17 protein-coding genes are annotated in these 21,242 nt (G+C 65.6%); 10 read left to right on the top strand and 7 right to left on the bottom strand.

Going from position 1 to position 21,242, the window contains the following annotated elements:
• From ftsW to lpxC, 8 genes are all read left to right on the top strand, one after another.
• Positions 1-1,239 carry a putative lipid II flippase FtsW gene (ftsW, locus tag CA260_RS17120; protein ID WP_172461880.1) on the top strand — a complete coding sequence of 413 codons (1,239 nt, stop codon included), beginning with the start codon at positions 1-3 and terminating at the stop codon, positions 1,237-1,239.
• A complete protein-coding gene (murG, locus tag CA260_RS17115) occupies positions 1,236-2,303 on the top strand; it encodes an undecaprenyldiphospho-muramoylpentapeptide beta-N-acetylglucosaminyltransferase (protein ID WP_111984214.1) in 1,068 nt (355 codons plus the stop codon). The genes ftsW and murG overlap by 4 nt, the downstream gene beginning before the upstream one ends.
• A complete protein-coding gene (gene murC / locus CA260_RS17110; RefSeq protein ID WP_111984213.1) occupies positions 2,300-3,742 on the top strand; it encodes a UDP-N-acetylmuramate--L-alanine ligase in 1,443 nt (480 codons plus the stop codon). Before murG ends, murC begins: the two co-directional genes overlap by 4 nt.
• Positions 3,739-4,674, top strand: a complete 936-nt coding sequence (locus CA260_RS17105; RefSeq protein ID WP_111984212.1) for a D-alanine--D-alanine ligase — start codon at positions 3,739-3,741, stop codon at positions 4,672-4,674. Before murC ends, CA260_RS17105 begins: the two co-directional genes overlap by 4 nt.
• Positions 4,671-5,408 (top strand): cell division protein FtsQ/DivIB, encoded by a 738-nt coding sequence (locus tag CA260_RS17100; RefSeq protein ID WP_111984211.1) that lies wholly within the window; start codon positions 4,671-4,673, stop codon positions 5,406-5,408. Before CA260_RS17105 ends, CA260_RS17100 begins: the two co-directional genes overlap by 4 nt.
• The gene (ftsA, locus tag CA260_RS17095; protein WP_111984210.1) at positions 5,405-6,637 is read left to right on the top strand and encodes a cell division protein FtsA; all 1,233 of its coding nucleotides are present in this window, start codon (positions 5,405-5,407) and stop codon (positions 6,635-6,637) included. The genes CA260_RS17100 and ftsA overlap by 4 nt, the downstream gene beginning before the upstream one ends.
• A 118-nt stretch (positions 6,638-6,755) precedes the next feature.
• Positions 6,756-7,937 carry a cell division protein FtsZ gene (ftsZ, locus tag CA260_RS17090; protein WP_111984209.1) on the top strand — a complete coding sequence of 394 codons (1,182 nt, stop codon included), beginning with the start codon at positions 6,756-6,758 and terminating at the stop codon, positions 7,935-7,937.
• Between the two features lie 464 nt (positions 7,938-8,401).
• Entirely contained in the window at positions 8,402-9,316 is a 915-nt protein-coding gene (gene lpxC / locus CA260_RS17085; RefSeq protein WP_111984208.1) for a UDP-3-O-acyl-N-acetylglucosamine deacetylase, read from the top strand.
• Positions 9,317-9,537: 221 nt separating this feature from the next.
• On the opposite strand, the gene CA260_RS17080 is transcribed toward lpxC, so the two are convergent.
• Positions 9,538-10,023 (bottom strand): DUF721 domain-containing protein, encoded by a 486-nt coding sequence (locus CA260_RS17080; RefSeq protein WP_111984451.1) that lies wholly within the window; start codon positions 10,021-10,023, stop codon positions 9,538-9,540.
• 29 nt (positions 10,024-10,052) lie between these two features.
• On the opposite strand from CA260_RS17080, the gene CA260_RS17075 reads away from it, so the two are divergent.
• Positions 10,053-10,982 carry a M23 family metallopeptidase gene (locus CA260_RS17075; protein ID WP_111984207.1) on the top strand — a complete coding sequence of 310 codons (930 nt, stop codon included), beginning with the start codon at positions 10,053-10,055 and terminating at the stop codon, positions 10,980-10,982.
• 253 nt (positions 10,983-11,235) lie between these two features.
• Positions 11,236-13,968: a preprotein translocase subunit SecA gene (gene secA, locus CA260_RS17070; RefSeq protein WP_111984206.1), complete on the top strand. Its 2,733-nt coding sequence runs from the start codon at positions 11,236-11,238 to the stop codon at positions 13,966-13,968.
• A gap of 185 nt (positions 13,969-14,153) precedes the next feature.
• Here the strand turns inward: secA and CA260_RS17065 are convergent, their stop codons facing one another.
• From CA260_RS17065 to CA260_RS17040, 6 genes are all read right to left on the bottom strand, one after another.
• Entirely contained in the window at positions 14,154-15,005 is an 852-nt protein-coding gene (locus CA260_RS17065) for a symmetrical bis(5'-nucleosyl)-tetraphosphatase (RefSeq protein ID WP_111984205.1), read from the bottom strand.
• Positions 15,005-15,388: a Co2+/Mg2+ efflux protein ApaG gene (gene apaG, locus CA260_RS17060; protein WP_111984450.1), complete on the bottom strand. Its 384-nt coding sequence runs from the start codon at positions 15,386-15,388 to the stop codon at positions 15,005-15,007. Before apaG ends, CA260_RS17065 begins: the two co-directional genes overlap by 1 nt.
• A gap of 89 nt (positions 15,389-15,477) precedes the next feature.
• On the bottom strand, positions 15,478-16,263 hold the full coding sequence (gene rsmA / locus CA260_RS17055) for a 16S rRNA (adenine(1518)-N(6)/adenine(1519)-N(6))-dimethyltransferase RsmA (RefSeq protein ID WP_111984204.1): 786 nt from the start codon (positions 16,261-16,263) through the stop codon (positions 15,478-15,480).
• 49 nt (positions 16,264-16,312) lie between these two features.
• On the bottom strand, positions 16,313-17,314 hold the full coding sequence (gene pdxA / locus CA260_RS17050) for a 4-hydroxythreonine-4-phosphate dehydrogenase PdxA (protein ID WP_238149803.1): 1,002 nt from the start codon (positions 17,312-17,314) through the stop codon (positions 16,313-16,315).
• A gap of 7 nt (positions 17,315-17,321) precedes the next feature.
• On the bottom strand, positions 17,322-18,671 hold the full coding sequence (locus tag CA260_RS17045) for a peptidylprolyl isomerase (RefSeq protein WP_111984203.1): 1,350 nt from the start codon (positions 18,669-18,671) through the stop codon (positions 17,322-17,324).
• A 38-nt stretch (positions 18,672-18,709) separates the two neighbouring features.
• Positions 18,710-21,169 (bottom strand): LPS-assembly protein LptD, encoded by a 2,460-nt coding sequence (locus CA260_RS17040; protein WP_111984202.1) that lies wholly within the window; start codon positions 21,167-21,169, stop codon positions 18,710-18,712.
• Positions 21,170-21,242 lie beyond the last annotated feature (73 nt).

Below are 21,242 nucleotides of genomic sequence, written 5' to 3'. Positions count from 1 at the left end.
ATGTTCTTCGACGCCACCCAGGCCAAACGACGACAGGGACCCCGCGGCAGCTTCGACATGCCGCTGGTGATCGCGCTCGTCGGTCTCGCCTGCATCGGGGTGGTGATGGTGGCGTCCAGCTCGATCGCAGTGGCCGAGAGCCAGCACATTGGTGCGTTCTACTTCCTCAAGCGCCACCTGCTGTTCCTCAGCATCGGCATGGTGCTGGCGGGCATCGCCATGCGCACCGAGATGAAACTGCTGGAGAAGAACGCCTACCTGCTGCTCGCAGGTGCGGTGGTCTTGCTGCTGCTGGTGTTCGTGCCAGGCATCGGCATGCGCATCAACGGTGCGCGCCGCTGGCTCAACTTCCTGATCACCAGCTTTCAGCCGGTCGAGGCGGTGAAGCTGATCCTGGTCGTGTACACCGCCAGCTATCTGGTGCGCCACCGCGAGAGCGTGGAAACCAGTTTCTGGGGCCTGTTCAAGCCGATCATGGTGGCGGGCCTGTTCGTGCTGCTGCTGCTGGCGCAGCCGGACTTCGGCTCGGCCACGCTGATGATCGCGGTGACCATCGGCATGATCTGGATGGGCGGTGCCAAGCCCATGTACCTCGGTGGCATGGGCCTGCCGGTGGTGGCGCTGCTGTGGTTCGTGGCGAAGTTCGAGCCGTACCGCATGCGCCGCCTGACCTCGTTCATCGATCCGTGGGCCGATCCGTTCAACGACGGCTTCCAGCTCACCCAGTCGCTGATGGCGATCGGTCGTGGCGAGTGGACCGGCGTGGGCCTGGGCTCGAGCGTGCTCAAGCTGTCCTATCTGCCCGAAGCGCACACCGACTTCATCTTCGCGGTGATCTCCGAGGAACTGGGCCTGGCCGGCATCCTGCTGGTGATGGGCCTGTTCGCGCTCGCGGTGGGCCGCGGCCTGTACATGGGCCTCAAGGGCATGGAGATCGGCCAGCGCTTTGCGGGTTTCGTGGCCTGCGGCGTGTCGTTGATGCTCGGCCTGCAGACTATGGTGTCCATCGGCGTGAACCTCGGTGCGCTGCCGACCAAGGGCCTGACCCTGCCGCTGATCAGCTACGGCGGTTCGTCCATCGTGCTCACCTGTGCGATGGCCGGCGTACTGCTGCGCACCACGTATGAAATCAATCGCGCGCTCGACGCCCGCCAGATGGCGGCGCGCATGCCGGCGAACGCCGTGCCGGATGCGAACAGCGCCGTGGCCGCGCCTGCGCGCGAGGCGGTGACCGCATGACGGCGCCTGTGCTCATCATGGCCGGCGGTACCGGTGGCCACATCTTCCCGGGCCTCGCCGTGGCAGAAGCGCTGCGCGCACAGGGCGTGCCGGTGGTGTGGCTGGGTGCCGAAGGTGGCATGGAGACCAAGGTCGTGCCGGCGCATGGCATCGATCTGGTGACCGTGCCCGTCGGCGGACTGCGTGGCAAGGGACTGAAGACGCGTTTGCTGGCGCCCTTCATGCTCGCCCGTGCACTGCTCGCTTCGCTCGGCGCGCTGCGTCGCATCAAGCCGCGCAGCGTGCTGTCGATGGGCGGCTATGTGGCCGGCCCCGGCGGCGTCGCCGCGCGCATCACACGTCGTCCGCTGCTCGTGCACGAACAGAATCGCGTGGCCGGCTTCACCAATCGCAAGCTGGCCGAACACGCACAGCGCGTGCTGGCCGGCTTCAGTGATGCGCTGCCCGGTGCGGAATGGGTCGGCAATCCGGTACGTGCTGCCATTGCGGCGCTGCCGGCGCCGAGCGAGCGCATGGCCGGTCGTACCGGTCGTGCACGCCTGCTTGTGCTGGGTGGCAGCCTCGGCGCTCGTGCCTTGAATATCGCGCTGCCGCAGGCATTGGCATTGTTGTCGCCGGCCCAGCGCCCCGAGGTGCTGCATCAGTGCGGCAACCGTGGCATCGATGAAGCGCGCGCCGCCTATGCCAAGGCCGGCGTCGACGCGCAGATCGTGCCGTTCATCGAAGACATGGCCGGCACCTATGCCTGGGCTGACCTCGCGGTGTGCCGCGCGGGCGCGCTCACGCTGGCCGAGCTGACGGCCGCCGGACTCGGCGCCGTGCTCGTGCCGTTCCCCTATGCGGTGGATGACCACCAGACCCGCAATGCCGAGGCGCTGGTCGCCGTGCATGCGGCCGAACTGATTCAGGAGAAGGATCTGGACGTACAGCAGTTGGCGCAGCGCCTCGAGGCGCTGCTGGATGATCGCGAGCGACTGGTCGCGATGGGCGAGGCGGCACGCACGCTGGCCAAGCCCGACGCCGCGACGGTGATCGCACGCGCCTGCATGGAGGTGGCCGCATGACGCCGCGTCGCTTGCTCGCGCACGAAGACCTGATGACCACCTTCCGTCGCGTGCATTTCATCGGCATCGGTGGCGTGGGCATGAGCGGCATCGCCGAAGTGCTGCACAACCTGGGCTATGCCGTCTCCGGTTCCGATCGCGCCAATTCGCTGACCGCGCAGCGCCTTTCCGCGCTGGGCATTGACGTGCATGTCGGACATGCCGCCGAGAACATTGGTGATGCCGATGTCGTGGTGACCTCCAGCGCCATCAACGCCGACAACCCCGAATTGCAGGCTGCCCGCGCCGCGCGCATCCCGGTGGTGCCGCGCGCCGAGATGCTGGGCGAGCTGATGCGCTTCCGCCGCGGCGTCGCCATCGCCGGCACGCACGGCAAGACCACCACCACCAGCCTCGCGGCGAGCGTGCTGGCCGAAGCGAACTACGACCCGACCTTCGTGATCGGCGGCCAGCTCAACGCCGCCGGCGCGAATGCACGGCTGGGCACGGGCCAGTACATCGTGGCGGAGGCTGACGAGTCGGACGGTTCGTTCCTGATGCTGTCGCCGGTGGTCGCGGTGGTCACCAACATCGACGCCGACCACCTGGAGAACTACCACGGTGACTTCGCGCTGGTGAAGAAGGCCTTCGCCGACTTCCTGCATCGCCTGCCGTTCTACGGCCTCGCCGTGCTGTGCGTGGACGATCCGGAAGTGGCCGCGCTGGCCAAGTCGACGCCGCGTCGCGTGATGACCTACGGCATCGACACCCAGGATGCCGACGTGCGTGCGAGCAACCTCTCGCAGCACGGCTTCGAGATGCATTTCGACCTTTGGCTCCCGGGCCGCAACGAGGCATTGCACGTCAAGCTCAACCTGCCGGGACGCCACAACGTGCTCAATGCGCTGGCCGCCGCCACTATCGGCTGGCAGCTGGGCGTGGAAGCCGAGGCGATTGCGCGCGCGCTGCAGAACTTCCAGGGCGTGGGTCGCCGCTTCCATCGCCGTGGCGAGATCGCGCTGGACAAGGGCACGGCCCTGCTGGTCGACGACTACGGCCATCACCCGCGCGAGCTCGCGGCTGTGTTCGCCGCGGCACGCGGCGGCTGGCCGGATCGCCGCCTCGTGGTCGGTTTCCAGCCGCATCGCTACAGCCGCACGCGCGACCTGCTGGACGACTTCGCCAACGTGCTGGCCGAGGCCGACGTGCTGGTGCTGACGGACGTCTATCCGGCCGGTGAAGCGCCGATCGCCGGTGCTGACGGTCGCGCCCTGGCGCGCGCGGTGCGTGCGCGCGGCAAGGTCGATCCGGTGCTGGTCGATCATCCGCGCGAACTGAAGGACACGCTGCCCGCGCTGCTGCGCGACGGCGATCTGTTGCTGCTGCTCGGCGCCGGCGATATCGGCGCGGCGGCGGTGGAAATGGCGAATGCCGGTCAACTGAAGACGAGCAAAGCATGAGCAAGACGATCACCGATCCCGCACAGTTTGGCCGCGTCGCCGTCGTCATGGGCGGCAGCTCGGCCGAGCGCGAGGTCTCGCTCGATTCCGGACGCAACGTGCTTGCTGCGTTGCAGGCGCGCGGCGTGGACGCGCATGCGATCGACGGCATCCCGGCGCTGCTGGACGCCGTGCGCGCCGGCCACTTCGCCCGCGTGTTCAACATCCTGCACGGTGGTGGCGGCGAGAACGGCGAGCTGCAGGGTGCGCTGCAGTCGCTGCGCATTCCGTTCACCGGCTCCGGCGTGCTGGGTTCCGCGCTGTCGCTCGACAAGATCCGCGCCAAGCTGGTGTGGCAGGCGATGGGTCTTCCCACGCCGAAGTTCAAGGCGCTGCCGCGCGGCGCCGACGTGCACGCGGCCGCGCTCGAAATCGGTTTCCCGCTGATCGTGAAGCCGGCATGGGAAGGTTCCAGCGTGGGCGTCAGCCGCGTGTTCAAGGAAGAAGACCTCGATGACGCCGTGGCGCTGGCGCAGCGCTATCCCGGCGACATGCTGATGGAGACGCTGATCGAAGGTGGCGAATACACCGTCGGCGTGCTCGATCGCCAGGTGCTCGCCACCATCAACATCGTGCCCAAAGGCGAGTACTACGACTACAACGCCAAGTACATCGCCGAGGACACCCAGTACATCTGCCCGGGCCTGCACGGCGACGCCGAGCGCGAGATGCAGGAACTGGCGTTGCGCGCGTTCGACGCGCTGGCCTGCTCGGGCTGGGGCCGTGTCGACGTGATGCGCGACAAGCAGGGTCGCAACTGGCTGCTGGAAGTGAACACCGCGCCGGGCATGACCTCGCATTCGCTGGTGCCCAAGGCCGCCGCCGTCGCCGGCATCGACTACCAGACGCTGTGCTGGCGCGTGCTTGAAACGAGCTTCCGGGAGGACGTGTGAGGGGAATCATCCGCCTCGTTGCCTGGGTACTGGCCATCGCGCTCGTAGCGCTGCCGATCGTCGGCGTGCTGCGCGGATGGTTTGCGGCCAATCGTTGGCCGGTGACCCAGCTGACGGTGCAGGCCGAGTTCAAGCATGTGACCGAGGACGAACTCCGTACGGTCGTCATGCCGCGCCTCGGCAAGGGGTTCTTCGCGCTCGACCTGGACGGCGTGCAGAAGGCTGTTGCTGCGTTGCCATGGGTGGAATCGGTGGAAGCGCGCAAGCGCTGGCCCGACACGCTGATCCTGCGCATCTACGAGCGCCAGCCGTTCGCGCGCTGGAACGAGAAGCGCCTGATCAGTCGGCAGGGCCTGGTGTTCGACGTGCCTGACGTGTCCGCCAACGGGGATCTGCCGGACCTGCGTGGACCCGATGCCCGTCTCGCGGAAGTGGTGAGCTTCTATGCGGAAACGCAGAAGGCCTTCGCCAACACCAAACTGAAAATCACCGGCGTCTCGCTCACCGAGCGCGGCAGCTGGAGCCTCACCACGAGCAGCGGCGCACAGATCGTCGTCGGCGATCGCGACCAGGCCGGTCGTCGCCTGCGCCGCTTCCTCGATGTCTACCCACAACTCATGGCGGGCCATGCCGATGGCTTCGCCTATGCCGATCTTCGTTACACCAATGGATTTGCCGTTCGATGGCCGCCGCAGGCGAGCACCGTGAACGCTGGAGGCTCACCCCGCACATGAAACCCAAGAACGACAAGCAACTGGTCGTCGGCCTCGACATCGGCACCTCGAAAGTGGTGGCGATCGTCGGCGAGTACGAGCCTGGCGAGCCGATCGAAGTGATCGGCATCGGCACCCACGTCTCGCGCGGCATGAAGCGCGGCTCGGTGGTGGACATCGAATCGACCGTGCACTCGATCCAGCGCGCGGTGGAAGAGGCCGAGCTGATGGCCGGCTGCGATATCCGCTCGGTTTACGCCTCGATCTCCGGCAGCCACCTGGAAACCAAGAACTCCCACGGCACCGCCGCGATCCGCGATCGCGAAGTGACGCCGGGCGATCTCGACCAGGTGCTGGAGGCCGCCAGCGCGGTGGCGATCCCGGCCGACCGCAAGGTGCTCTACAAGGAGTCGCAGGAATACCGCATCGACGGCCAGGACGGCATCCGCTCCCCGGTGGGCATGAGCGGCGTGCGCCTGGAGGCGAGCGTGCACCTGGTCACCGGCGCCGCCGCGGCCGTGCAGAACATCTCCAAGTGCATCCAGCGCTGCGGCCTCACCGTGGACGAACTGGTGCCGTCGGCGGTGGCCAGCGCCAAGTCGGTGCTGACCGATGATGAGCGCGAGCTGGGCGTGTGCCTGGTCGACATCGGCGCCGGCACCACCGACATCGCCATCTACACGCAGGGCGCGATCCGCTACACCAAGTCGCTGCCGGTCGGTGGTGACCAGGTCACCAACGACATCGCCTATGGCGTGCATACGCCGACCGCGCATGCCGAGGAGATCAAGATCAAGTACGCCTGCGCGCTCGCGCAGCTGGCGCATGCCGAAGAAACCATCCAGGTGCCCAGCGTGGGCGACCGCCCGCCGCGTCGCCTGGCCCGCCAGTCGCTGGCGCAGTCGGTGCAGGCGCGCTACGAGGAAATCTTCGAGATGGTGCAGGACGAGCTGCGACGCTCCGGCTACGAGAGCCTGGTGGCGGCCGGCGTCGTACTCACGGGTGGTGCCTCGCGCATGGAAGGTGCGCTGGAGCTGGCCGAGGAGATCTTCCACAAGATGGTGCGCATCGGCGTGCCGCAGCACATCAGCGGCCTCGGCGAGGTCATTTCCAACCCGCTGCATTCCACCGGCGTGGGCCTGCTTCTGCATGGCGCGCGCAACGGCGGCATGCGCATGAGCGGGCCCTCGGGCGGCAGCGTGGGCGGTCTGGTCGACAAGCTGCGCGGCTGGATCACCAAGAACTTTTGATTTGGGTGGGGCAGGAGGCCCCGCCATGGACGAATGGATGTTCGTCCGCCACCAAGGGGCGACAGGAACGTCGACACCTGCGGATACAACGACAACAGAGCTCTACGGAGGACGGGAAATGTTTGAACTGATCGAAAAACTCGCACCCAATGCAGTCATCAAGGTCATCGGCGTGGGTGGTGGCGGCGGCAACGCCGTGGCCCACATGCTCAATGCAAACATCGAAGGCGTCGACTTCGTCGTCGCCAACACCGACGCGCAGGCCATGAAAAGCTGCGGATCGCGTACGCACCTGCAGCTGGGTGCCAACGTGACCAAGGGCCTGGGCGCCGGCGCCAACCCCGAAGTGGGCCGTCAGGCTGCACTGGAAGATCGTGAGCGCATCGAGGAAGTGCTCGAGGGCGCGGACATGGTGTTCATCACCTGCGGCATGGGCGGCGGCACCGGTACGGGCGCAGCCCCGGTCGTGGCCCAGCTCGCCAAGGAAAAGGGCATCCTCACGGTGGCCGTGGTCACCAAGCCGTTCCCGTTCGAAGGCCGTCGTCGCATGCAGGTCGCGGCCAAGGGCATCGAAGACCTCTCGCAGCACGTCGATTCGCTGATCACCGTGCCCAACGAGAAGCTGCTGTCGGTGCTGGGTCGTGAAGTGACGCTTCTCAATGCGTTCAAGGCCGCCAACGACGTGCTGCAGGGGGCCGTGCAGGGCATCGCCGACCTCATCACCGCGCCGGGCCTGATCAACGTCGACTTTGCCGACGTGCGCACCGTGATGTCCGAGATGGGCATGGCGATGATGGGTTCGGGCACCGCCCGCGGCGACGACCGCGCGCAGGCCGCCGCCGAGGCCGCCATCAACAATCCGCTGCTGGAAGACGTCAACCTCAATGGCGCCTGCGGCATCCTGGTGAACGTCACCGCCGGTCCGAACCTGACCATGCGCGAATTTGACGAGATCGGTCGCATCATTCATGACTTCGCCAGTGAAGATGCCACCGTGGTCATGGGCACCTCGCTCGACCCCGAAATGCAGGATGACGTCCGCGTCACCGTCGTGGCCACGGGTCTCAACCGCGCCGCGGCCCGCCAGCCGATGCGTCCGGTGGCCACCCAGCAGGTCGAAATGCGCCAGCGTCCGCGTCCGGTCGTGCTGCGTACCGGCACCGGCAACGAAGTGGTGGATTACGCTCAGCCGGAGGTCACCACGACCACCCGCGTCGAGGCCAGCGCCTCGGCCAAGAGCGCCGATCCGAGCTTCGACTACCTGGATATTCCGGCCTTCCTGCGCCGCCAGGCCGACTGAGATAGCTGACAGGGCAAATAATTTGAAGAAAAATTGAACAAATCGCCGGTTTCACTTGTCAGTAACGAATCGCACACCTGATGTTCCCTCGGGAAACGGGTGTACGTAAGGGTTTCCGCCCTCGGGCGGGTGTCCACTGACATTGCCGGCGAGCGTTCTGGACGTACGCAAAGCTCCAACGACTGTGCTTCAAGGACGACGCATGGCCTGCCGTCAGTGAATTTTCGGTGGGCCCGGCGCTCCGTGACCGGAATCCCGTCCCGGTCCGGAGCGCTGTGTCGGAACCCTAAGTCACTGAAGTTGTTGGAGAAAACGCTGATCACCCCATGAATGAAAGTTATTCATGAATGAAAGGAAGATGAAAGGGTGAACAGAGTGTGTGGAACGGACCGCCTTTTCACAGGTTAAGACTGTGTTAGCATCCGTCCCCTAATTTGGCTGCTGCCCCTACAGGTACCAAAAAAATGATCAAGCAGCGTACGCTCAAGAACATCATTCGCGCCACAGGCGTCGGTCTGCATACCGGCGACAAGGTGTACATGACGCTTCGTCCCGCTGCCCCGAATACGGGCATCGTGTTTCGTCGTACCGATCTGAATCCGCCGGTGGAAATCGCCGCTCGTCCCGACAACGTCGGTGACACGCGCCTGTCCACCACGCTCGTCAATGGCGATGTGCGCGTCTCCACGGTGGAGCACCTGCTCTCCGCGATGGCGGGCCTCGGCATCGACAATGCCTATGTCGATCTTTCCGCTCCCGAAGTGCCGATCATGGACGGCAGCGCGGGTCCGTTCGTGTTCCTGCTGCAGTCCGCAGGCATCGAGGAACAGAACGTCGCCAAGCGCTTCATCCGCATCAAGAAGCCGATCAAGGTGCAGGAAGGCGACAAGTGGGCCAGCTTCGAGCCGTTCGAAGGCTTCAAGGTTGGCTTCTCGATCGAGTTCAACCACCCGATCATCAGCAAGCGCACCTCGAAGGCGGAGATCGATTTCTCCACCACCTCGTTCGTGAAGGAAGTGAGTCGCGCTCGCACCTTCGGCTTCATGCGCGATATCGAGATGCTGCGCGAACACAACCTCGCGCTCGGCGGTTCGATGGACAATGCCGTGGTGCTGGATGACTACCGCGTGCTCAACGAAGACGGCCTCCGCTACGAGGACGAATTCGTGAAGCACAAGATCCTCGACGCGATCGGCGACCTGTACCTGCTGGGCCACAGCCTGGTCGGCGCGTACTACGCGCACAAGTCGGGCCACGAGCTCAACAACAAGCTGCTGCGCACCCTGATGGCCGACGTTTCGGCCTGGGAAGAAGTCAGCTTCGCCGACGACCCAGCCACCGCACCGATCTCCTACGCGCATCCCGCCCAGGCGATCTGATCGCGTAAGTCCTTCACAAGGCTGAACAAACTGAACGGCCGCGTCCTCCGGGACGCGGCCGTTCGTTTTGTGATATACCTCGCGCCTTCCATTGGCAGCTGTTCACGTCCTGATGACATCAGGGTCTATCCGGTTCGTGGGGGCATGGTATAAACCCATGCACGCCGACCTCAGGGTCGGTGCAGGGGAAGTACCGCAATGGTGTCGGCGAGGACCGGACGTCAGTCCGCTGCTTCGTCGGGTTGGGAATCAGAAACTTCGGCGACGGACGCCAGCTCAAGGAACAGTTCCCGCAATTCGGGGTCTGTTGTTGAGGCCGCAGCGGCTCTCAGGTGAGAGGCAGCGGCCGGCGAAAGCGGTTTTGACCGATCCGGCACGATGTCTGTCGGTGGAGGGGGGGCCACTTTCACGGTAACTGAACTGGCGTACGTGCCGATGGCGCGTGCGGTCGAGAGGATTTGCGTCTGGAGAAGACGCACCCTGGCGGCCAGAGCCGGCGAAGGAGCCAGAAAAACGAGGCGGCCGTCTTGCAGGTTGGCGAAGCGAACCTGCTCGCGGAGTGGTGACGGTAACGTCTGGCGCAGTGCGCGATCCAAAGCATCCAGCTCACGGGCTTTGCGGGCCAGTGAGGCAATGGGGCCGAAGGCGGTGATGGGCGTCAGCCCGGAACCCTTGCGGCGGGAGGGTGGTGGAGCGTCGCGCTGCATGGATACCGACATCTTCGACGAAGAAAGACATGCAAATCATACTTGTGTCCCGCACCAAAAAGGTGCCCAAAACCTTCAACCTCGCCGACCGGCGCCTGCGATGGCGACTGTTGGGCATAGCGGCAGTGGCGGTACTGGGATGTGCGGGACTGGGCGGCGCCCTTGCGATGGCGGTGGCCAGTCCGCATGACCGCGCCCTCACCGAGATCCGCCAGCTGCGCCAGCAGGTGCAGCAGCAGAACCAGCAACTGGTCGGCGTACGCAAGGATGCCCAGCGCGATATCGACGCGCTTGCCGTGAAGCTGGGCCAGCTTCAGGCGCAATCGACCCGTCTCAATGCCCTCGGCGAGCGCCTTACCCAGGTCGGCAAGCTCGACGACGGCGAATTCAATTTCGACGAGCAGCCCGCCGTCGGCGGTGTGGAAGATTCGGCGGATGGCGGCTACGCCCTGCCGCAGACGCTCGATACCAGCATCAACCAGCTCGCCAACCAGTTCGACAGCCAGCAGGCGCAGCTCTCAGCGCTGCAAAGCCTGTTGCTCGACGCCAAGATCGAATCCAACCTCAAGCCCACCGGCATGCCGGTCGACGGCTACATTTCCTCCTATTTCGGCGGTCGTCCGGACCCGTTCAGCGGCCACAGCGCTTACCACACGGGCCTCGATATCTCGACGCCGAAGGGCACCGCCGTGCATGCGGTCGCCGAAGGCATGGTGACCTTCGCGGGCGAGCGCTCCGGCTACGGCGAAGTGATCGAAATCGATCACGGCAACGGCTACATGACCCGCTACGCCCACAACAGCAAGCTGGACGTCGCGCCGGGCCAGCGCGTGCATGTGGGTGACGTCGTCTCCGAGGCCGGCTCGACCGGTCGCTCCACCGGGTCTCACGTGCACTTTGAGGTCTGGTACAAGGGCCGCGTGGTCAATCCGCTGGCCTTCGTGAAGAACCATCGCTGACCATGCCTCCGGGCGGCCGCCGGCCGCCCTTGAAAGCCTTTGCGCAAGCCGCCACACCTAGGCTGGGACGATGATCGGGGGAGTCCGCGGGCCGCCTTCAGGCGGGTAACCCGCCAGGCCGCGGGAGCCGCCAGGCCGCGGGAGGATGACCTCCGGCGTTTGGGATAGCCCGCCGACCCTAGTATCATCAATCCTTTCGTCCCGCCCGGTTTGAGCCAGGCGGGCGGCTCATGAATCCTGATCCGGAAGATCGATGCTCAACCGTGCCCTGACGAGCCTTTTCGGTAGCCGCAATGAACGCGTGCTCCGCCAGCTCTCCAAGACTGTCGCGCGCATCAATGCGCTGGAACCCGAATTCGAGAAGCTGAGCGACGAGGCGCTGCGCGCCAAGACCGACGAGTTCAAGCAGCGCGTTGCCGGTGGCGAGTCGCTGGACAAGCTGTTGCCGGAGGCCTTCGCGGTGGTGCGCGAGGGCGCCAAGCGCGTGCTTGGCATGCGCCACTACGACGTGCAGATGATCGGCGGCATGGTGCTGCATTCGGGCCGCATCGCCGAAATGCGCACGGGTGAGGGCAAGACCCTGGTGGGCACGCTGCCGGTGTACCTCAACGCCCTGGAAGGCAAGGGCGTGCACGTGGTGACGGTCAACGACTACCTGGCGCGCCGCGACTCCGCGCAGATGGGCAAGCTCTACAGCTTCCTCGGCCTGACCACGGGCGTGGTGTGGCCGGGCATGGATCACGCCGACAAGCATGTCGCGTATGCCGCCGACATCACCTACGGCACCAACAACGAGTTCGGTTTCGACTACCTGCGCGACAACATGGCGCTCAGCAAGGACCAGCGCTACCAGCGTGGCCTGAACTTCGCCGTCGTCGACGAAGTCGACTCGATCCTGATCGACGAAGCGCGCACGCCGCTGATCATCTCCGGTCCGGCCGAGGATTCCCCGCAGCTGTACCTCTCGGTGAACAAGATCGTCCCGAAGATGATCCGCCAGGAGAAGGAAGATGCGTCCGGCGATTATTTCGTCGACGAGAAGCAGAAGCAGGTGCACCTGTCCGAAGAAGGCATGTCGCACGCGGACGAGCTGCTGCGCGAAGCGGGCGTGATCGATCCGGAAAGCGGCCTGTACGATTCGAAGAACCTGGCCGTGGTGCACCATCTCAATGCGGCGCTGCGTGCCAACGCGATCTACCACCGTGACGTGGACTACATCGTCCGCGACGGCGAGGTGGTGATCGTCGACGAATTCACCGGCCGCACGCTGCCGGGCCGCCGCTGGTCGGATGGCCTGCACCAGGCGGTGGAGGCGAAGGAAGGCGTGCCGATCCAGCGCGAGAACCAGACGCTGGCGACGGTTACCTTCCAGAACCTGTTCCGCATGTACAAGAAGCTGGCCGGCATGACCGGTACGGCCGACACGGAAGCGTACGAGTTCCAGCAGATCTACGGCCTGGAAGTGGTGGTGATTCCCACCCACAAGCCGATGATCCGCCAGGACAACCCGGACATGGTCTTCCTGGCCCAGCAGGCGAAGTACCGCGCGGTGATCGAGGACATCAAGGAATGCAACAAGCGCGGCCAGCCCGTGCTGGTGGGCACCACGTCCATCGAAGTGTCCGAGCTGCTGTCGAACCTGCTGCGCAAGGAAAAGATCGCGCACGAGGTGCTCAACGCGAAGCAGCATGAGCGCGAAGCGCACATCGTGGCCCAGGCCGGTGCGCCGGGTTCGGTGACCATCGCCACCAACATGGCCGGTCGCGGTACCGACATCGTGCTGGGCGGCAGCCTCGAAGCCGCGCTGGCGACCTTGCCGGAAGGCGCCTCGGAAACCGAGCGCGCGAAGGTCAAGTCCGACTGGAAGAAGCGCCACGAGCAGGTGCTTGCGGCGGGCGGCCTGCACATCGTGGGCACCGAGCGTCATGAGTCGCGTCGTATCGACAACCAGCTGCGTGGCCGTTCGGGCCGCCAGGGCGACCCGGGTTCCTCGCGCTTCTATTTGTCTCTCGAAGACAACCTGCTGCGCATCTTCGCCGGCGACTGGGTCGGCCGTTGGATGCGCATGTTCGGCATGAAGGAAGACGACGCGCTGGAAGACCGCATGGTCAGCCGCCAGATCGAAAAGGCGCAGCGCAAGGTCGAGCAGCACAACTTCGACATCCGCAAGCACCTGCTGGAGTTCGACGACGTCGCCAACGACCAGCGCAAGGTGATCTACGCCCAGCGCGACGAGCTGCTGGAAGTGGACGACGTGTCCGACACCATCGCCGACATCCGCGACGACGTGGTCACCGACCTGGTGCGCCGCCACGTGCCTGCCGACAGCGTGGACGAGCAGTGGGACATCGCCGGCCTCGATCGCGAACTCGAGAGCGAGTTCGGCCTGTCGCTGGACCTCAAGCACTGGATCGAGCAGCAGCACGAGATCGACGACAAGATGATCCTCGAGCACGTGCGCGATGGGCTGGAGCAGCTGTTCAAGACGAAGGAACAGCAGATCGGCGCCGAGACCATGCGCCAGCTCGAGAAGCACATCATGTTGAGCGTGGTCGACAATGCCTGGAAGGAGCACCTGGCGAGCATGGATTACCTGCGCCAGGGCATCTATCTGCGCGGCTATGCGCAGAAGCAGCCCAAGCAGGAGTTCAAGCGCGAGTCGTTCGAGCTGTTCTCCAGCATGCTCGACCGCATCAAGACCGAAGTGGTGCAGATGCTGGCGCGCGTGCGCGTACGTAGCGAAGAAGAAGTCGCGGCGATGGAAGCCGAACAGCAACGCCTCGCCGAACGCCTGCAGCGCCAGATGCTGGCCAGCGGCGGTGGTGCGCCGGTGGGCGCGCTGGGCGCCGATGCGGAAGCCTTGGCGGCGGCCAGCATGGCGGCGTTGCCGCAGGCGGGGCAGGATGGTCCGCGTGTCGGTCGGAACGATCCTTGCCCGTGTGGCTCCGGCAAGAAGTTCAAGCACTGCCATGGCCAACTGAGCTGACAAGAAGAAACCCCGCCTAGGCGGGGTTTCTTTTTTGCGGTACCACGCAGCTTCTTTTGCAGGAGTGCACCCAGTGCGCGATCAACGTGCGCCGTTCTCGATGGCTGTGCTGCTGCGTTATCGCTCCGTAGGCTTTTCGCGCACTGGGTGCGCTCCTACAAAGAGCGACAAAGAGCTTGCGGGCGTCAGTCCCCGCCACCGGGTATGCGCTTGCGATAGGGCTCGGCGTCGACGGTGATGTATTGCGGTTCTTCGCAGTCCAGTCGCAGCGCAGTGAGCTGCCCACCCCACACGCAACCGGTGTCGATGGCGTACACGCCCATGCCGGCCATGCGGCCGAGAGCGGACCAGTGGCCGCACACGATGCGGGTTTCGCGACGACGCATGCCGGGAACCTCGAACCACGGATACATGCCGGGCTTCTGCGTTCCCGGGATGCCTTTGCTCTCGAAGTCGATGCGGCCCTGCACGTCGCAATAGCGCATGCGGGTGAGCGTGTTGATCGATGCGCGCATGCGCTCGATGCCTTGCAGGCGGCTGTTCCACGCGGCCGGACGATTGCCGAACAGGTTCTTCAGCAGGCGCGGATGACGCGGGCTGCCCAGTTCGCGTTCGATCTCCTGCGCCGAGCGTTGTGCCTGTCGCAGCGTCCACATGGGAGCGAGTCCCGCGTGCACCATGGTCCAGTTGAGTTGCTCGTCGTGATGCAGCAGCTTCTGCGAGCGCAGCCATTCCATCAGCACCGGCGCGTCGTCGGCAAACAGCACTTCGCGCAGTTCCGGGTTCACCTTCGATTGCGCCTCGGGGCGACGCTGCGCAATCGCCAGCAGGCTGAGATCGTGGTTGCCCAGCGTGACGATGGACTGCTCGCGCAGGCTATGGATCAGGCGCAGGGTCTGCAGCGACTGGCCGCCGCGATTGACCAGGTCGCCGCAGAACCACAGGCGGTCGCTGGCGGGGTCGAAGCGCAGCTTGTCGAGCAGGCGTTGGAGTTCGGGATGGCAGCCCTGCACATCGCCGATCGCATAGATGGCCATCAGTGCAGCGTACGCGGAATGGACAGCGTGAACGCCGGGATCTGCGCCTCGAAATGCGTGCCGTCATCGGCGAGCATCTGGTAGCTGCCCTCCATCACGCCCACCGCGGTTTCGAGCACGGCGCCGGAGGTGTATTCGTAGCGGTCGCCGGGACGCATCCACGGCTGTTCGCCGACGACGCCTTCGCCGGTGACTTCTTCCACCTTGCCGTTCGCATCCGTGATGACCCAGTGGCGCGAGAGCAGGCGTGCGGGCACGTCGCCCGCGTTGTGCAGCGTGATCGTGTAGGCGAAAACATAGCGGTTGTCGCCGGGACGGGATTGGTCGGGGACAAAGCGGGGTTCGACCTGCACGTCGATCGTGTAGGAAGATCTGTCGTTCATGCGGCGATTGTACGGGTTGTGGCCTTCCATGGGGAAAGCTTGCGTGCGCAGGGCTGAATCAGGGCCCGCCTTCCGGCCGACCCTCGCCTTCACTCCACGGCGACGCGTGCCAGCCGCACGTAATCCCGGGGTGAAAGCGTTTCGGCGCGTGCCTTGGGGTCGACATCCGCGGCGATGATCGACGGGGCATCCATGACATTCTTGAGTGCGTTGCCCAGTGTCTTGCGACGCTGCGCGAACGCGGCCTTGACGATGGCATGGATGCGTTCGGGGTCGGCATCGGGCAATTGGTCGGGCCCCAATGGAACCAGGCGTACGACGGCCGAATCGACTTTCGGCGGCGGACGGAACGCGCCCGGCGGCACCACGAACAGCGGCTCCACGCGACAGGCCAGCTGCAGCATCACGGACAGCCGTCCATACACCTTGCTGCCCGGCTCGGCCGCCATGCGGTCGACCACTTCCTTCTGCAGCATGAAATGCATGTCCTGGATCGCACGCGCATGTTCGACGCAGTGGAACAGGATCGGGCTGGAGATGTAGTACGGCAGGTTGCCCGCGATGCGCAGGCGTTCCACGCCGTGGCGGTGGGCCAGCGCGGTGAAGTCCACCTTCAGCACGTCCGAGTGGACGATGCTCAGCTCGCCCACGCTGGCGGCGCGTGCCTGCAGGTCGGGGATGAGATCGGTATCGAGCTCGATGGCCGTGAGTTTCTGCGCGGCCGCGAGCAAGGGCAGCGTCAGCGCGCCTTCGCCGGGGCCGATCTCGACCACGAAGTCGTCCGGGCGCGGTGAGATCGCGCTGACGATGCGTTCGATGTAGCGCTTCTCGTGCAGGAAGTGCTGACCGAAACTCTTCTTGGGACGGGCGTTCATCGGAGGAGACATAGCAAGAAAGACTCGTTGGAATAGGCCGTGCCGTGGGTCACGACATGACGGTGCGTCGGCGCACCAGGTCCAGCGCCATGTTCGCCGCGGCGATCAGGCTGGACGGATCGGCCTTGCCGGTGCCGGCGAGGTCCAGTGCGGTGCCGTGATCGACCGAGGTGCGGATGAAGGGCAGGCCAAGGGTGAGGTTGACGGTGCGGTCGAACGCTTCGCTCTTGAGCACCGGCAGCGCCTGGTCGTGGTACATCGCCAGCACGGCGTCGTAGCGATCGCGCTGCGACGGCACGAAGGCCGTATCGGCCGGCAGCGGGCCGACCAGCGCCATGCCTTCGCCGCGCAGGATGTCGAGCAGGGGAATGATCGTGTCCAGCTCTTCGCGGCCGAGATGCCCGCCTTCGCCCGCATGCGGGTTCAGGCCGAGTACGCCGATACGCGGCTGCGCGAAGCCGAACTTGGCGCGCAGTTCGCGATGGACGATGCGCAGCACCCGCTCCAGTGCATCGCGGGTGATCGCCGCGGGAACGGCGGACAGCGGGAGATGGGTCGTGGCGAGCGCCACGCGCAGTTCGGGGCTCGCCAGCATCATCACCACGTCGGCGTGCGCACGCTCGGCGAAGAACTCGGTGTGGCCGCTGAAGCGGATGCCGGCCTCGTTGATGGACGACTTCTGCAGCGGCGCCGTGACGATGGCGGCATAGCGGCCGGCCATGCAGCCGTCGGCCGCCTCGGCAAGCGTGGCCAGCACGTGGTGGGCATTGCGCGGATCGGGATGGCCGGGCTGCTCCGCCACAGCCAGCGGCGCATGGCGGACACGCAGTTGCCCTGGCGCGCGCGCGGTGATATCGGAACCATCATCGTCGACCAGCTCGATCGCCAGTCCGCAACGGGACGCAGCGCGGGCCAGCAACTCACGATCGGTGATCGCAACGAAATTGGCCGCCACGGGAGTGGCGGCCAATCGGATCAACAGCTCCGCTCCGACCCCCGCCGGCTCACCCGCGGTAACGGCCAGCCGGGGCAGGGCGTGGGCGACGTTCAATGCGGCCTCAGGAAGACTTGGTGGCCTGCGGCTGGTTGGGATCGCGCAGCTCGGGCACCAGGATGTTCACGTAGGCGGCGGAACGCATTTCGCGCAGGTAGTCATCATAGACCTGCTCGGCCTTGCGGTTGCCGATGGCCTGGCGCGCCTGGTTGCGCTCCATCTCGTCGGTGCGATCGCTCTGGCGGGTGCCCAGGCGCTCGAGGACGTGCCAGCCCGCTTCGCTCTGGAAGGGCTGCGCGACCTGGCCATCCTTCATCTCGCCGAGCTGCTGGCCGATGATCGAACCCCAGTCGCCCTGCGCGAACCAGCCCATGTCGCCGCCGTTGTTGGCGGTGGTGTCGTCCTTGGAGTTTTCCTTCGCCAGCTTGGCGAAGTCCTCGTGCTTGGTGACGATGCGGTTGTACAGGTCTTCCGCCTTCTGGTGGGCCTGTTCGGGCGTCAGCAGCTCGCTGGGCTTGATCAGGATCTGGCGGGCGTGGAACTCCTGCACGACCTGGCGGCTCGGGGCGCGCTGCTCGATCAGCTTGAGGATGTGGAAGCCGGTCGGGCCACGCATGGCCGGCGTGACGTCGCCGGCCTTCATGCCGGCCACGGCGTCGGCGAAGGCCGGCGGGATCTCGTCCATGCGGCGCCAGCCGAGGTCACCACCGTCCAGGGCGTCCTGGCCGTCGGAGTAGCGGATGGCCGCCGCGTGGAAGTCCATGCCGCCCTTGATGGCGTCGATGGCCTGGGTGGCCTTGTCCTGGGCCGCCTTGATGTCGGCGGCGCTGGCACCGGCCGGGAGGCTGACCTGGATGTGCGCCAGATGCACCTCGCCCGCCTTGTAGGTGGGGCTGGCCAGCATGTTGTTGATTTCGCTGTCGGTGATGGTGACCTGATCACGCACCACGCTGTCGTGCAGGCGCTGCGCCACGAGCTGGTCGCCCAACTGGTGGCGGAAGGCGGCCCAGCTGGAGCCGTCCTGTTCCACGGCGGCACGCAGCTGTTCCGGCGACATGCGGTTCTGCTGGGCCACGGCGGCAACGGCCTTGTCGACGTCGGCATCGGACACGCGGATGCCCTGGTCGTCGGCGCGCTGCACCTGCAGGCGCATCAGGATCAGACGATCCAGCACCTGGCGCTGGAGGACGTCCATCGGGGGAAGCTGGCCGGGGTTGCTGGCGTATTGCTGCTGCACCGAGCGCACCGCCTCGTTCAGCTCGCTCTGCAGGATCACGCCCTCGTCCACCACCGCCACGATACGGTCGAGCGGCTGTTTGCCGGAAGCGGCTGCCTGCGGCAACAGCTGGGCGTGGGCGGGCAGGGCGGTCGCGGTGGCGATCGCGAGCAGGAACAACGCGAAGGGCTGCTTCATCAGTCGGGGGCCTTCAATCGCCATGGGCGACAGGGAAGTTATTGATAACCAAGAATACCATTACGCAGGGAGCTTTCCGACTGACCGGTGAACCCGCCCATGCCCTTGAACTCCACTTCCAGCATGATGGCGTTGTTCGCCGCGCCCGTCGTGGTGATGTAGTTGTAGGTGTTCACGTAGTGCCGGCCGATCAGGCGCAGCGCCACGCAACAGCTGTCGTACTCCACACCCGCCAGGGCTTCCACCGTCTTCTTGTCGAGCACCGAATAGGTCCAGTGGCCGAGCAGGCGCCAGCGGTCGGAAATGGGGTAGACCACCGAGGCGTCGTATTGTTCCAGCAGGGGCGCTTCGGATCCGGGCTGGCGGCGGTAGCGGTACGAGAAGTTGATGATGCCGTCGACCTTGATGCGCTTCTGCAGGGTCAGGGCGCCCAGGTCGGTGAGGCTGGTATTGGGGTTCCACTGGTACTGCGAGGTCAGGCGCCAGTCGTCGCTGAGCTGGGTGTTGAGCTCGACCACGTAGTCCGAGCCGGACCAGTCGGTGGCCGGGGTGACCGTGTTCTGGCCGTTGGGCAACTGCACGCGCTGCTGGTTGAAGTAGCGGATCTGGCCGAAGGTCGCCGACAGCCGCTCCACGCCGTTGTCGTCCAGCAGGCGCGTGGTGAGCGCGGCGCTGAGGTTGTTCGCGTTCATCTGGCGATCGGCACCCGAGTAGGTGTTCGTGGTGAACAGCTGCCAGGTGTCGAACGACATCAGGTTGGTGTCGAACAGCGGGATGTTGTCCTGATTGCGGTACGGCACGTACAGGTAGTACAGGCGCGGCTCCAGCGTCTGCGTGTAGTTGGTGCCGAACAGGGACGTGCTGCGGTCGAAGACCAGGCCGCTGTCCACGCTGACGATCGGCAGCGAGCGGCTGGGCGAGTTGCTGGTGAAGGGCGAGGCGACGTTTTGGCCGAGGCGGCCCAGGTAGCCGTACTGCTCGTAGTTGCCCTGCAGGTCGTACCCGGTATAGCGGTAGGCGATCTTGGGCTTGACGAACCACGCCGCACCGCGGAAATCCGCCCCGATGTACGGGTACAGGTCGAGGCGGTTGCCTTCCACCACGTTTTCCTTGCGGAACGCGACGGCTTCGGTGTTCGCGCCGACGTCGAGCCAGCGGTTGATCGGGTAGTCGACGTTGAACGCGGCGCGCGGCCAGCGCTTGTACTGCACGACGGTGTCGGGCAACGACGGATCGACGTTCTGGTAGTAGTCGGCGCCGAGCTGCGCGTTCCAGTACGCGCTGCCCCACATGCCGCCACCGTTGATATAGGTGCTCGACGTGAGCGTGCCGATGGCCGAGGTGTACAGGTCGTTGCCGAAGTCGCGCAGGTAGTTGCGGTCGGACGCGCGATTGATCGAGGCGTTGAGCGACCACGGACCATACAGGTGCGTGATGTCGTTGTACTTCAGCAGCCAGCGGTCGTCGCCCTTGGTGTCCTCGGTGCTGCCCGGCGTCGGGTCGCCGCGGTCGTTCGGCAGGTATTCGAAATTCAGCTGGCCGAGGCTGCCTGGCACGAGGTAGCGGAATTCGCCGGCGAGCATGACGCCGCGCGAGGTATAGATGCGCGGGTCCAGCGTGGCGTCGTAGTTCGGCGCGAGGTTCAGGTAATAAGGCGTGCTGACCGTGAAGCCCGAGCGGCTGGAGTTGCCGATCGTCGGCGTCAGGAAGCCGGTCTTGCGGCGATCATCGATCGGGAAGGAGAACGTCGGCAGGTAGAAGAACGGCACGCCATAGAGAGACATGGTGGCGTCATGCGCGACGCCTTCCCCGGTCTCCTTGTCCATCCGGATGTCCTTGCCCTTGATCTCCCATACATGGTTGCCCACGTCGCAGGTGGAATAGGTGGCCTGCGTGTAGCGGCTGCGCTGGTCGTCCAGCATCTGGCCCTGCTGGGCCACGCCGTTGCCGCGATTGGTCAGCATCTGGTAGCTGACGTTGTCGGCGGTGGCGGTGCTGGCGGTCTGGTTGCCGCGCATGTGGTCCGAGGACAGCAGCTGGCCGGCTTCCTGGTAGCGCACGTTGCCGCGCGCGTCGTAGTCGGTGGTCTCGTCGTTGTAGTCCGTGACGTCCGCCTGCATGCGCTGGTCGGCGCGTTCCACCTTCACGTCGCCCTCCAGGTGGTAGACAGTCTGGTTGGAGCTGTCGACGCGCTGGGCGGTGACGTACGTGTTGGACGTGTCGCGGACCGAGCTGTCCTTGCTCAGCGTCGGGTCGTAGAACGACAGCATCGCGTTGGGGCGGCACATCGCATAGTTCAGCGGACGCGGCGGGCAGCGGAACGCGCCCAGCGGGCAGTTCGACACGGCCGGCGGCGGCGTGTTGCTGACCGGGGCCGTGGGTTCGGGTTGGTCCGAGGCCGACTGGGCCTCCACCGGGCCACCAAACAGGGCTAGCGCAGCAGCGACCGCCAGCAGGCGGCGCGGAGGCAGGTGGCGCGAAGTCGGCTTGGGCGTCACGATGGCAGTCTGTCGGCTGGGAGGCTCGTAAAACTAGCAGAAAGCCCCTCTGGACGGCAGTTGGATGAACCTT

It is taken from the genome of Dyella jiangningensis (genome assembly GCF_003264855.1).
Classification (GTDB): Bacteria; Pseudomonadota; Gammaproteobacteria; order Xanthomonadales; family Rhodanobacteraceae; genus Dyella; species Dyella jiangningensis_C.
This window is presented reverse-complemented; position numbering and strand designations above follow the sequence as displayed.

What these genes read in the sequence shown, in the direction of transcription:
- ftsW (WP_172461880.1), top strand. Translation starts at nt 1, where the DNA reads ATGTTCTTCGACGCCACCCAGGCCAAACGACGACAGGGACCCCGCGGC.
- murG (WP_111984214.1), top strand. Translation starts at nt 1,236, where the DNA reads ATGACGGCGCCTGTGCTCATCATGGCCGGCGGTACCGGTGGCCACATC.
- murC (WP_111984213.1), top strand. Translation starts at nt 2,300, where the DNA reads ATGACGCCGCGTCGCTTGCTCGCGCACGAAGACCTGATGACCACCTTC.
- CA260_RS17105 (WP_111984212.1), top strand. Translation starts at nt 3,739, where the DNA reads ATGAGCAAGACGATCACCGATCCCGCACAGTTTGGCCGCGTCGCCGTC.
- ftsA (WP_111984210.1), top strand. Translation starts at nt 5,405, where the DNA reads ATGAAACCCAAGAACGACAAGCAACTGGTCGTCGGCCTCGACATCGGC.
- ftsZ (WP_111984209.1), top strand. Translation starts at nt 6,756, where the DNA reads ATGTTTGAACTGATCGAAAAACTCGCACCCAATGCAGTCATCAAGGTC.
- lpxC (WP_111984208.1), top strand. Translation starts at nt 8,402, where the DNA reads ATGATCAAGCAGCGTACGCTCAAGAACATCATTCGCGCCACAGGCGTC.
- CA260_RS17080 (WP_111984451.1), bottom strand. Translation starts at nt 10,023, where the DNA reads ATGCAGCGCGACGCTCCACCACCCTCCCGCCGCAAGGGTTCCGGGCTG.
- CA260_RS17075 (WP_111984207.1), top strand. Translation starts at nt 10,053, where the DNA reads ATGCAAATCATACTTGTGTCCCGCACCAAAAAGGTGCCCAAAACCTTC.
- secA (WP_111984206.1), top strand. Translation starts at nt 11,236, where the DNA reads ATGCTCAACCGTGCCCTGACGAGCCTTTTCGGTAGCCGCAATGAACGC.
- CA260_RS17065 (WP_111984205.1), bottom strand. Translation starts at nt 15,005, where the DNA reads ATGGCCATCTATGCGATCGGCGATGTGCAGGGCTGCCATCCCGAACTC.
- apaG (WP_111984450.1), bottom strand. Translation starts at nt 15,388, where the DNA reads ATGAACGACAGATCTTCCTACACGATCGACGTGCAGGTCGAACCCCGC.
- rsmA (WP_111984204.1), bottom strand. Translation starts at nt 16,263, where the DNA reads ATGAACGCCCGTCCCAAGAAGAGTTTCGGTCAGCACTTCCTGCACGAG.
- CA260_RS17045 (WP_111984203.1), bottom strand. Translation starts at nt 18,671, where the DNA reads ATGAAGCAGCCCTTCGCGTTGTTCCTGCTCGCGATCGCCACCGCGACC.